This is a genomic window from Porphyromonas sp. C0026D3, assembly GCF_056590775.1.
Window position 1 is genome coordinate 96,752 of the sequence record NZ_JBWPWU010000002.1, and the last position, 13,116, is coordinate 109,867.

The following is a 13,116-nucleotide window of genomic DNA, read 5'->3' on the forward strand; positions in this document are numbered from 1 at the left end:
AACCACTCACTCCACCGACAGAGGTGGTTTTTGTGGTATCAAGACAGGAGATATACAAATAAGCAATAAGATTATCATTTAAACAGATGCAAAACAAAGGTTTAGTAAAGTGGACAGCTATCATTTTGGTAGTTATCTGTGCGTTCTACCTTTCGTTTACACTTGTATCGTCCTACTATGGCAAAAAAGCCAAACAGTATGCCGGTGGAGATGTAAACAAGGAGATCGCATACCTTGACTCACTGTCCAGCGAAAAGGTTTGGCTTGGCTACACCCTCAAGGAGGTACGCCAAAACGAGATTGGTCTAGGATTGGACCTCAAAGGCGGTATGAACGTGGTATTAGAGCTCAATGCCTCGGAGGTAATCGACAACCTCTCAGGACACAGCCAAGATCCTACATTCAGACAAGCGTTGGAAAACGCTGTAGCCAAGCAGGATCGCTCTACGAAGGACTTCATCACCCTATTTATCGATGAGTTTCACTCCATAGATCCGGGAGCACGACTCTCTGCGGTGTTTGGGACTCTTGACATGAAGGACAAGATCTCCACCAACAGTAGCGACGCCGAAGTGGAAAAGGTACTACGCGCTAAACTAAAAGAAGCCATCGAAAGCTCTCACAAGGTACTCCGTAACCGTATTGACCGATTTGGAGTTGTCGCACCCAACATACAAAAACTTGAAGGTAGCGATCGCATCCTTGTCGAACTGCCCGGTATCACGGAGCCGGAGCGTGTGCGTAAGCTCCTCCAAGGTAGTGCAAACCTAGAGTTCTGGGAGACCTATCTATTGCCGGAGGTGTACGAGCACCTAAGTCGTGCCAACCAACTCTTGGCTACCATGAGCACCCAAGAAACAGGAGTAAGCGCTAGCACTACCGATGAGGCTCAAGATGCAACCACAGAGGACAAAGCCACTGAGACCGACTCAGCAACGGTAGACAACGAATTGACCGCACTTGTGGACGAAGTGACTGCTGATCAACAACCACTTGCCACCGAGGCTAACGAGGCCAACAAAGGTGCGTTTGCCAAGGAGAATCCACTCTTTGCCCTACTTCAACCCAATGTATACCAAGGTCAGCTAGCTCCATCGGCAATCGTAGGATATGCCAAAGCCAGCGACATGCACAAAGTGGACTCACTTCTGAACCTTCCGAAGGTAAAGGAAATCCTGCCACGCAACCTGAAACTCCTATGGGGCGTAAAGGAAGCGACACCGGGCTCCAATACCTTTGAGCTATATGCTATCAAGTCCACACGACGTGATGGGCAAGCAGCTCTAGCAGGGGAGGTCGTAACCAACTCCGAGAGCACGATAGAGAACATCCAAGGACGTCAGGAGGTAAAAGTCACCATGACTATGAACTCCGAAGGAACCAAAGAATGGGCTCGTCTCACCAAAGAAAACATAAAACGCCCCATTGCTATTGTCCTGGATGATGTGGTGTACTCTGCACCCAATGTCCAAAATGAGATACCTAATGGCGTATCCAGCATCAGTGGACACTTTACCGTGGATGAGGCCAATGACCTTGCCAATACGCTCAACTCTGGAAAGATGGCCGCATCAGTGCGGATAGTACAGGAGGATGTCGTAGGACCGACACTGGGACAAGAGGCGATCAAAGCAGGTATTATTTCGTTCATCGTCGCCTTGATCCTGCTAATGATCTACATGTGCATCATCTATGGATTCTTACCGGGATTGGTAGCCGATGTCGCACTCGTACTAAACCTCTTCCTCACCCTTGGGATCCTAGCCTCTCTTCACGCAGTCCTTACGCTGGCTGGCATTGCAGGTATGGTGCTGACTCTGGGTATGGCTGTCGATGCCAACGTCCTAATCTTTGAGCGAATCAAGGAGGAGCTAGCAAAAGGCAAGTCCATCCAAAAATCTATAGAAGAGGGTTATGGCAACGCACTATCGGCGATCATTGACTCAAACGTGACAACGATCCTCACCGGTATTATCTTGTACTATTTCGGTACAGGCCCCATTCGCGGGTTTGCGACGACCCTTATCATAGGTCTGATCTGCTCGTTCCTCACTGCGGTATTCTTGACACGTCTCTTCTTTGAGTCGTATGCTAAGCGCGGAAAGATGGAGAACACCACCTTCACCACGTCACTCTCCAAAAACTTCCTAGTCGATTCCAAAATCAACTTTGTGGGCAATCGCAAAAAAGGCTTTGCGTTGGCTGTGACTGTACTCGTACTTGGGGGCATCGCAACTGCCACTGTCGGGCTAAAATCTGGTATCGACTTCACCGGAGGACGCAACTATGTTGTAAAATTTGACCAACCTGTGACAACTAATGAGGTAACCGATCTCCTCAGTGAGTCCTTCAATGGGCAAGTCACAGTCATTACTATTTCCACTACCGATCAGGTACGTATCTCCACCAACTACAAGGTAGAGGAAAACACCCCAGAAGTAGATGCAGAGATTGAGCAAAAGCTGTATGAGGCATTGACACCATTGCTAGCAAATGGTACCACCTTTGATACTTTCATCAAAGACAACGTACAAAGCTCACAAAAAGTAGGTGCCTCTATGGCAGATGACATCAAGACCGGAGCAGTCATTGCCGTGATCTTCTCTTTGATCGTGATGGCCGTATACATCTTGATTCGCTTTAGGGATATTGCCTTCAGTGTAGGTGCTTTTGCGTCAGTGACATTTACCTCGCTCAGCATTTTTGCACTGTATGCCCTACTCTGGAAGGTCATGCCTTTTACTCTGGAGATTGACCAAAACTTTGTAGCGGCAGTCCTTGCGATCATTGGTTATTCTATCAACGATACCATTGTCGTATTTGACCGAATTCGCGAAGAACTTGGTCTCTACCCCAATGGAGATCGTCGCAAGGTCTTCAACGATGCACTAAACACGACTCTGTCACGTACCGTCAACACCACGACCAGTACCCTACTCGTTGTCCTCATCATATTCTTCTTCGGAGGTGCCAGCATGAGGAGCTTTACCTTTGCCATCATCATAGGTATTGTATTTGGTGTGTTTAGTACACTATTTGTTGCGACTCCTATAGCCTACCTGATCAACTCACGCAAGTTTGCCAAAAAGGAGGCTATCAAATAAGGATTTTTATTTCCACAATTTCTTTAGGAGGGTGTGTCAAAACTCTGTTTTGGCACACCCTCCTGCTGTTTTGAGCGAAGAAGTCCCCACATACAACAGAGCAGATCCAACATCCAAGGAATCTCTAAATCCAGACGCCATTTTTCTTCTATCCGTCTAAGCATTCGCTTCTACCCGTGAAAAGTTTCGCTTCTATCCGTGAAACCGGTCGTTTCTATCCGTGAAACTCAAGGTCCTCAACAATGGGCTGATTCACTGACAGTTACAAGGCTTCCCGAAAATAGCAAAAAACGAGGCTAAAAAGTGGAGATTTTGAGGATTAAGGTCTTCCGAGGAAAGTCCATTCGCAATCAGTTTCGCTCTATTCCTATTGGGCAAAGTCCGCAAGAGGTCAGGAAAAAATTGTATCTTTAACCACAAAAGGAACAACAATGGAACAACCGGAGACAAACAACCAATCAACCTTGCCCAAACTAAGTCGGCGTCTCTTTTTTCAGGAGTCCATGAATGCCGGGGCAAAGATTGGACTTGTATTTGTACTACAAGCCCTCTCACTCTTGCTTTTCGCAAGTGGACTCATAGGCAGCCTTATCTACCTTGCCAGCTTCGTAGCGATCCCTATCCTACTGGTCGTCTATGCCAACCGGCACCGAGACCAATACCACGGCGGAGAGATTCGCTATATTCAGGCAGTGAACTTTATGCTTTGGACCTACCTATTTGCTAATCTGATCTCTGCCGTCACCTACTTTGTGGTTTTTTATTTTTTATTCCAGTCACCCTCCTTTGCACAAGCCATTGATCAAAGTGCAAATATGACTATGATCCTATTCAAAGACGACCCAGAAGTAAAGAACCAACTCCTGCTGTCCATTAGTCAGTTGACACCGAGAAGCATGACGGTGCAGATGACCACATTTTCCCTCTTTTTGGGAATGATCTACATTTACATTGCCGCTATTTTCGTAAAGCGCCCATGAAGCAAAAGCACTCCTATCTACCTGAGCTTGATCTGACTGTACTTATCCCTCTCTACAACGAAGTCGAGTCCCTCCCGGAGCTATACAAGTGGGTAACACAAGTGGTCCAAAAGATGGGTATCTCGTATGAGCTACTCCTCATTGATGATGGCAGTACCGATGGATCATGGGATGTCATTGCGGAGCTTGCAAAAAGCGATGAACACATACGTGCAGTACGATTTTGCCAAAACTATGGCAAGTCTCCAGGACTTCATGTGGGGTTCCGGAAGAGCAGAGGGCGGGTGGTCATTACGATGGATGCAGATTTACAAGACTCGCCCGATGAAATACCGGACCTCTACCGCATGATCGACGAAGAGGGATATGACCTCGTAAGTGGATGGAAAAAAAAGAGGTACGATCCTCTGAGCAAAACAATCCCCACCAGACTGTTCAATGCCACAGTCCGACTCTTCTCCGGGATTCCGCTTCATGACTTCAACTGCGGTCTCAAGAGCTATAGCTACCATGTGGTCAAAAACCTTGAGGTCTACAACGACATGCACCGCTTTCTTCCCTATATGTCCAAGCTAGCCGGATTTGGCAAGATTGGAGAGAAGGTGGTTCATCATTACCCAAGGAAGTACGGCAAGACCAAGTTTGGTCTCAACCGTTTCATCAATGGCTACCTTGACCTCCTTGTCCTCTGGTTTGTCGGCAAATATGGTCGCAAGCCTATGCATATCTTTGGGCTGTGGGGCAGTCTCATGTTCGTATTGGGCTTCATAGCCTTGTTTGCCATCCTTCTGCACAAGTACATCTGCCTCTCTCAAGGTATACCTGCACGCTTGGTAACCGACCTACCCTACTTTTACCTCTGCATTCTATCCATTGTTTTGGGTGTCCAGTTGTTTTTGGCGGGGTTCATTGGCGAACTACTGTCTAGGCAGTCCAAGACACGAAATAAGTACATTTTTGTCGACGAAATATAAATATGATACGTCCACAGTCACTCTTTATACTTGCCTTGCCCCTTATTCTTGGGGCATGTAGCAACAAAAGCCAACAATACTTCAAAGAAAGCGGGGAGCGATTCCATACCTACTACCACATTACGTATGAGGCGACCACGCCTCTCACGGAGGTGATAGACTCGACAATGAGTGCCTTCAATGCCGAGCTCAATGTTTTTGACCCCGAAGCCTATGCGTCCAAGTGGAATCGAAACGAGACCGACTCCCTACACCCTATGCTCAAAGATATTGTCGTAAAAGCTGTGGAAATCAGCAAGGCTACGGATGGGGCTTATGACATCACCGGAGCACCACTTTTTGATCTATGGGGGTTTGGGACTCGCAAGGGCGTGAATAGTATGGCGACCCAAGAAGAGGTGGACAGTGTAATGTCCTTTGTCGGATATACCAAAATACACCTCGACACCATCAACAACCGTCTCACAAAAGATGACCCACGACTCATCATCAACCCCAGCTCTATATCCAAAGGCTACGTTACCGATCTTGTGGCTAAGACACTGGAGGAATATGGGGTCGAAAACTATATGGTCGAGATTGGAGGAGAGATCGTATGCAAAGGCAAGAACCCCAATGGAAAATGCTGGACCGTGGGCATAAGCAAGCCCTCTGAGGATAACACATCGGAAGACAGTGACGACCTTGCGTACAAAGTCGAACTTTGTGAAAAAACCGGGCTCGCTTCGAGTGGAGACTACCGAAACCACAAGATTCTTGATGGAAAAAAAGTAGCTCACACCATTGATGTGACCACAGGGTACCCGGCACACAAAGACATATTGAGCGCAACGGTAGTAGCCCCGACCTGCATGGAAGCTGACGCATGGGCAACAGCATTTATGTCCATCGGTCTCGAACAAAGCAAAAAGGTACTCACCACACAGCCACAGCTCCGTGTCCTTTTCATCTACGCTGACAATGCAGGCCAACTTGTGAGCTACGACAACGGACTAAATGTCAGTGCCATTGATGATGAACCGTAAAGAGTCATTCGGAACCCAAAAGCTCCGTCAGTCACAGAAGCTCTCCGCTCATCAGGTACAGCTGATGAGCATGGTCACCATGCCCATCACTGACCTCTCGCAACGAATCAAGCGCGAGCTGGAAGAAAACCCGGCACTTGAGGAGGGTTGCGACTACGCCGAAGAACGGCCCCGAGACGACGACGAGCCAAACATCACTGAGAGCGAACTGGTACTAGGCGACTATGCCAGCGAAGATGATGTCCCGGATACCACCCTTGACAAATACGAGAAGTATCGGACTCCGGCTAGCGAAATACCATTTGCCGAAGAGCCATCACTCCAAGAAACACTCTTGGACCAACTTCCCCTCACCTCTCTCAATGAGGAAGAGCAAGAGATTGCCAAGTTCATCATCGGCAGCCTTGATGACGACGGATATCTGAGGCGAACAACGGAGGGTCTGATTGACGATCTGGCCATCTACCAAGGGGTCGAAGTCACCACTGACAAGCTACAGCATATCCTCAAGACACTCCGGACTCTAGACCCGGCAGGAGCATTTGCAACCGATCTCCAGGAGTGCCTTTTGCTACAACTCAGTCGCAAGGATGACACGCCGACCACTCGACTGGCGACAGAACTTGTCTCCAATCACTTTGAAGACTTTGCAAAAAGGCGGTATGAGCTACTAATGTCCAACCTCGGAGTATCCGACGATGCACTGCGAGACGCTGTCAGCCTCATCACGTCACTCAACCCATCGCCCGGCCGTGACTTTGAGACAAAACTCACAGAGACACTGCAGACCGTCATCCCCGACTTTGAAGTGACCGAGCAGGACGGTGACCTCAAGGTCACTCTTTTCTATGGCGACATTCCTCAGGTCAGGATCAATAGGACCTTTCAGGAAAACATGCAAGAGTACACCGGAGACCTTCGGACACTGCCTAAAGAAGAACGAGAAACAGGGCGATTTGTGAGGCAAAAAATCGAGGACGCAAAGTCATTTGTGCAGATGCTCAAACTTCGAGAAAATGCACTAATGAACACCATGCTCACCATCGTTGATATCCAGCGGGAGTTTTTTCTTACAGGCGATGCTCGCTACTTACGCCCCATGATCCTCAAAGATGTTGCAGATCGGACAGGATACGACATCAGTACAATATCTCGGGTCACATCCACCAAATATGTTTTGACAGACTATGGGACCTTTCCTCTCAAATATTTCTTTGCCGACGCTACAGTCACCGACTCCGGAGAGGAGATTTCCACCCATCATGTTCGAGACCTCATCAGCCACATCATTGAGAAGGAGGATAAGCGCACACCACTCTCGGACGAAGAGATCCGAGCCGAGCTCAAAAAAGAGGGGATAACGGTGGCGCGCAGGACTATCGCAAAATATAGAGATCAACTCAGTCTGCCTATTGCAAGACTCAGAAAAGAAATATAACTTTGTTTGTAACAAGGCGAAGCAAAAAACCATCACATAATACAACCCTAAAACACCAAACACCATGAACTTTCCCCAAAACCTAAAGTACACAAAAGACCATGAATGGATACTCATCGAGGACAATGAGCTTACCATCGGAATCACTGACTTTGCACAAAGCGAACTGGGAGACATCGTATTTGTGGATGTGAATACCGAAGGTGAGACAGTGAATGCCGGTGAGCCGTTTGGGTCTATCGAAGCCGTAAAAACCGTCTCAGACCTCATCACTCCCGTCCAAATAGAAGTGACGGAAGTCAATGCTGAACTAGAAGATGCACCTGAGCTAGTCAATCAAGACCCTTACGGAAAGGGTTGGATCATAAAGGGAAAGGTCCTCAACACAGAGGGATATTCCGATCTGCTGTCTGCAGATGAGTATCAGAAGCTAGTCGAGAAATAACCCATGGCACAACAACCTATCGTTAGTGTCATCATGGGCAGTACGAGCGACCTGCCCATCATGACCAAAGCACTTGATGTGCTTGAAAAAATGGAAGTCCCCTTTGAGGTACATGCACTTTCCGCACACCGCACTCCGGAACAAGTGGAGACCTTTGCAAAAAATGCAGAAAGTAGAGGGATCAAAGTAATCATTGCGGCGGCAGGGATGGCGGCACACCTGTGTGGTGTCATTGCCTCCATGACGACACTCCCTGTCATAGGTGTCCCCATAAAGTCGACCCTAGAGGGAATGGATGCCCTACTGGCTATTGTACAGATGCCCCCCGGAATACCTGTCGCCACCGTGGGCATCAATGCCAGCCAAAACGCCGCACTTCTAGCCGTACAGATTTTGGCACTTAGCGACAAAGAGGTGGCCACACGCTTCCGCTTGTACAAAAATGACCTGAAGGAAAAGATCGTCAAGGCGAACGAAGAACTTGCTAAGATCAAGGACTATCGGTACAAACTCAACTAACACGACCTATTCAAGAGCAACTTAATAATGGCCTATCCTGAACGTTGAGTGTACGACAACACTTCTATTTACTAAAGGAGGGTGTGCTAAATCCCAGTTTAGCACACCCTCCTTACATTTTGATTCTGACCCTTCCGAAGAGTCAGAACAAGAGCATGAATTCTTCCTGAAAAAGGAGACCTTTTCCCCAAGAGAGCCTGTCTTCTATACAAGAGACCAAAGTCCTCTCGCATGGGAGTGTATTCCCGAGCTTCTGAAACGGAATAGGAGTAAAATTGTTGGTACATTTGTCAAAGATGGGAGGTGAGATAACAAGACACGCTTCACACAGGAAACACCATATGAATATCACGCGCCAAGAGCAAGAGCTGAGACTCCAAAAGATACAGCAAGCCATGAAATCCCAGGAGCTCGAGAGCCTATTTCTTCGTAGTATTCCCTCATTTCTCTACCTCACCGGGACGGTGATGCAGGGCTATATCTTTGTACCGCTGGAGGGGGAGCCCCTTTTCTTCTTGGAACGTCCCTCCAGCCGCAAGCCATGGCACAATGACGAACGTATTCATCTGGTCCGAAAGCCTGAGCTCATTCCTGATCTACTCACTGAGTATGGATGGTCACTGACCGAAAAGACAGCTCTCGAGCTAGGGGTGATGCCCGTAGCAGACTTTCGACGACTACGCAAGCTGGCTCAAGGCGGGCAGGTCTCCGATGTAGACGCATCCACGCTTATGCGAAATGTACGCTCTATCAAGACCAATATGGAACTTGCAGAGATTCGCCGAAACGCCGAAGTCCACATGGAGCTGTACCGACTGGCACCCTCGCTGTACGAGCCGGGAATGACCGACCGAGAATGGCAGCACCGACTAGAGTACCAGATGCGCCGTAGAGGCTCCATAGGTACTTTCAGGTGCTACGGCTGGCGTATGGAAATCCACATGGGCAACCTTGTTGCCGGTGACAACGCTCAGTCTCCTGCGCCCTATGACTTTGCCATGGGGGGAGCTGGGGTTATGGCGATGCCATTTGGCGCAGATGGCACTCTCCTCCAAAGAGGAATGTCCATCATGGTCGACATGGCCGGCAACTATAGTGAATACACGACCGACATCACGCGTACATACACCATAGGCGAAGTCCACCCTTTGGTACAAAAAGCACACAACCTATCGGTAGAGCTACATACATGGTTTGAGGAAAATGTCAAGCCCGGGGTCGAAATCCAAGAGGTCTACAACTACTGCCTGGACCGTGTCCGCTCCGAAAACCTAGCCGAGTACTTTATGGGAACAGAGTGGCAGAGTAAGTTTGTAGGACATGGCCTTGGGCTAGAGATCAACGAACCACCGGTACTGACCTCCAGATGGCCGGGCTGTTTTGAGCCAAATATGGTCATCGCTTTTGAGCCCAAGTTTGTTATTCCGGGTGCAGGACCAGCCGGAATTGAAAACACATACATCATCACACAAGACAAGGCCGACAACATTTCACCGCTTGACCCATCACTTATTCCACTTTTGGCACATTGATTTGAGGACTATTATTTATACCTTTGCACTCGTGCATTCATTGAAACCAAAATTGAATCATTGGCCAAAAAGTATCCACTCGTGAAACGACTGCGTCGCTACCTTGCCCCTCTCACAATACTGGGGTACATACTGGTATCTGCCCAAATCGGATACGGGACTGACCGTGCCAATACCGCATGGGAAGTGCGACAAGACACCGTGACAAGCGAGCGAGAGAAGGAGCCCCCCTTGGGTGTTGACTCCATTACTCACAGCACTGACTCCGTAGCAAAAGACACGATACTTAGTGAGCTAAAGGAACCAATGACCTTTGAGAGTAACGACTCCATAGTCATACTGCCCAAGAAAAAGTATGTGAAGATGTACGGTCATGCGCAGGTAAAGTACCAAACTCAACAACTTGAGGGCGACTACATGTCCATGCAAACCGACTCAGGGACAATCTACTCTACCTACATCGACTACCCTGACTCTCTGGGTAAACAACCCATATATGCCAAAATTCAAAACGGCGAAAAAGAGACCTACGAAGCCAAGTCCATCAGCTATAATCTCAAGTCCTCCAGAGGCTACATCACAGACGTTATCACGCAACAAGGCGAAGGGTACATCACAGCCGCACGGACAAAACGCATGGAAAACTCCGACCTCTATATGGAAGACGGGAAGTACTCCACCTGCGAAAACCACGACCATCCACACTTTTACGTCTCACTCACCAAAGCCAAAGTCAGGCCACAAAAGGATTTAGTCTCAGGGCCACTGTACTTGGTCATTGCTGATGTACCGCTACCGGTAGGCTTACCGTTTGCATTTTTCCCATTTACGACAACACGATCCAGTGGCTTCATCATGCCGACCTATGGAGACGAGATGGAGAGAGGCTTTTACCTTCGCAACGGTGGGTACTACTTGGCTATAAACGACTACGTAGATCTACAACTCACAGGAGATCTATATACCAAAGGATCATGGGGTGTAAATACCCGATCCTCCTATCGAAAGCGCTACAAATACAGTGGGGCTGTTGATGCCAGCTACCTCGTAACCAAACGGGGTGACAAAGTCGCCGGTGACCTATCTGTCGCCAAAGACTTTAGGATCGCATGGACGCACCAGCAAGATGCAAAAGCCAATCCATACAGGACCTTTTCGGCCAACGTCAACTTCTCAACCAGTTCGTACAACCACAATGATCTAAATGCGCTCTACAATCAAGCCGTAATGGGGCAAAACACCAAAAGCTCATCGATCAGTTTTACCCAACGCTTTCCAAATAGTCCCTGGAGTATCTCAGGGTCCATGGATATTGCACAACGCTCACAGGACAGCACGGTAAATGTGACCCTGCCCAACCTTTCGATCAGCATGAGCAGGATCTACCCTTTCAAGCGCAAAAAGCAGGTCGGTGGCGACAGATGGTACGAAAAAATATCCATTTCCTACTCTGGTCAACTCCGAAACTCTATACAGACCAAAGAGAGCAAGCTCCTAAAGTCCAACTTTCTGAGAGATTGGCGAAACGGGATGACTCACCAAATCCCCGTCTCAGCATCATTTGATCTTTTTGATTACTTCAAGATCACCCCTTCATTCAACTACAGCGAACGCTGGTACACTCAGCGCATACAACAGGCGTATGATCCGGATCTCAACCGCGTGGTACCGGTCGATACAACCTTTGGCTTTTATCGGGTCTATGACTTCAACGCCTCCCTATCCTTATCCACAACGCTCTACGGATTTTACAAGCCCCTACCCTTCTTGGGAGACTACGTCAATATGATCCGACACCGCATGGAGCCTAGTATCTCCATCAACTATCGACCGGACTTTGGCAACCCACGATTTGGCTATTGGGAGCAACTAAACTATATCGCCACAGATGGCCGACGGATAGAGACCCAGTATTCGCCCTATAATGGGCAACTGTTTGGAGTCCCGGGACGAGGCAAAAGTGGTAGTATCGGATTATCAGTCAACAACAACCTTGAAGCTAAGGTAAAAGCTCCGCAGGACTCCGTTGAGTTCAAAAAGATCAGCCTGATTGAAGCCTTATCACTCTCCACAAGCTACAACCTTGCTGCTGATTCCTTTCAATGGTCGGACATCTCAGCATCCATATCACTACGACTAACGAAGGACTTTACCTTGCGCCTGTCCGGACAGTTTGACCCCTACACCTATGACTACCACGAGCACGACAACCGTATTGTACCCTATCGAGTGGACAAACTACGAGCCTTTACCGGGAGGGGATTCGGACGCCTGCGAGGTACAAGTACCTCGTTTTCATACACCCTCAACCCCGGAACCCTAAAGGGACTACTAGCAAAAGTCGGACTTGCAGAAAAGAATGATGAGGACCAAAAATCAGCGTCTCCAAAAGATCGTGACCCAGATGATAACCTAAGGGACAAAAGAGACAAAGGACAAGGACAATCCTCCCTATTTGCCCGAAGTAACCAAGATGATCTCGAGTACGACAACTATGGCTATAGCAAAAATAATATTGACTGGAGTTTTGGATTCAACTACAACCTCTCATTGGGTTGGGGAGGGCCGGAAGACTTTGATATCAAGACAAAGGAATACCGATACAAGCTCAGGCACGACTTGAGCTTCAATGGCAATCTCAACTTCACAAAGAACTGGCGATTCAACTTCTCAGCCAACTACAACTTTGATCTAAAAAAAATAACCAACATGTCCTGCAACATCTCCCGTGACCTGCACTGTTGGTCAATGACAGCCAGCTTCATACCGGTTGGGCCCTACAAGTCATACAACTTCATGATAGCTGTGAAGTCTCAATTGCTCCACGACCTCAAGTATCAAGAGAACAGCCACCCAAGCCGACGAAACCTCTGGTATTGATTCACTATACCGATGTCACCTGTCGTGAGATCTCTCACCTATCGCCGACCAATACTTTTTCTTCTATCTATCAACGCTGTCTCACTTTGCAGACAAAAACCACCGACAGATAAATCTCTAAGCATGTGATAGTTTATTACCATTCATCCCATCCTAAACACCAGCTTAGTCCGCCTTTCATAACCCGATACCTCAAAGTCAGGATAACCGGACATTAGG

The 13,116-nt window shown here is 48.2% G+C and carries 9 protein-coding genes; all 9 read left to right on the forward strand.

The window, feature by feature from the left end; genetic code table 11:
* Positions 1 to 86: 86 nt before the first annotated feature.
* Positions 87 to 3,104, forward strand: coding sequence for a protein translocase subunit SecDF (gene secDF / locus AC1EK1_RS01990; RefSeq protein ID WP_480305379.1), 3,018 nt, complete (start codon positions 87 to 89; stop codon positions 3,102 to 3,104).
* Between the two features lie 431 nt (positions 3,105 to 3,535).
* Entirely contained in the window at positions 3,536 to 4,084 is a 549-nt protein-coding gene (locus AC1EK1_RS01995; RefSeq protein WP_480305380.1) for a DUF4199 domain-containing protein, read from the forward strand.
* Entirely contained in the window at positions 4,081 to 5,058 is a 978-nt protein-coding gene (locus AC1EK1_RS02000; protein ID WP_480305381.1) for a glycosyltransferase family 2 protein, read from the forward strand. Before AC1EK1_RS01995 ends, AC1EK1_RS02000 begins: the two co-directional genes overlap by 4 nt.
* A gap of 2 nt (positions 5,059 to 5,060) precedes the next feature.
* A complete protein-coding gene (locus AC1EK1_RS02005) occupies positions 5,061 to 6,083 on the forward strand; it encodes an FAD:protein FMN transferase (protein ID WP_480305383.1) in 1,023 nt (340 codons plus the stop codon).
* Positions 6,070 to 7,521 (forward strand): RNA polymerase factor sigma-54, encoded by a 1,452-nt coding sequence (gene rpoN, locus AC1EK1_RS02010; RefSeq protein WP_480305385.1) that lies wholly within the window; start codon positions 6,070 to 6,072, stop codon positions 7,519 to 7,521. The genes AC1EK1_RS02005 and rpoN overlap by 14 nt, the downstream gene beginning before the upstream one ends.
* Before the next feature lie 64 nt (positions 7,522 to 7,585).
* Positions 7,586 to 7,966 (forward strand): glycine cleavage system protein GcvH, encoded by a 381-nt coding sequence (gene gcvH, locus AC1EK1_RS02015; RefSeq protein ID WP_480305387.1) that lies wholly within the window; start codon positions 7,586 to 7,588, stop codon positions 7,964 to 7,966.
* A gap of 3 nt (positions 7,967 to 7,969) precedes the next feature.
* Positions 7,970 to 8,485: a 5-(carboxyamino)imidazole ribonucleotide mutase gene (gene purE / locus AC1EK1_RS02020; RefSeq protein ID WP_480305388.1), complete on the forward strand. Its 516-nt coding sequence runs from the start codon at positions 7,970 to 7,972 to the stop codon at positions 8,483 to 8,485.
* Between the two features lie 341 nt (positions 8,486 to 8,826).
* Entirely contained in the window at positions 8,827 to 10,017 is a 1,191-nt protein-coding gene (locus tag AC1EK1_RS02025; protein WP_480305389.1) for a M24 family metallopeptidase, read from the forward strand.
* 81 nt (positions 10,018 to 10,098) lie between these two features.
* Positions 10,099 to 12,897 carry a putative LPS assembly protein LptD gene (locus tag AC1EK1_RS02030; RefSeq protein WP_480305391.1) on the forward strand — a complete coding sequence of 933 codons (2,799 nt, stop codon included), beginning with the start codon at positions 10,099 to 10,101 and terminating at the stop codon, positions 12,895 to 12,897.
* Positions 12,898 to 13,116 lie beyond the last annotated feature (219 nt).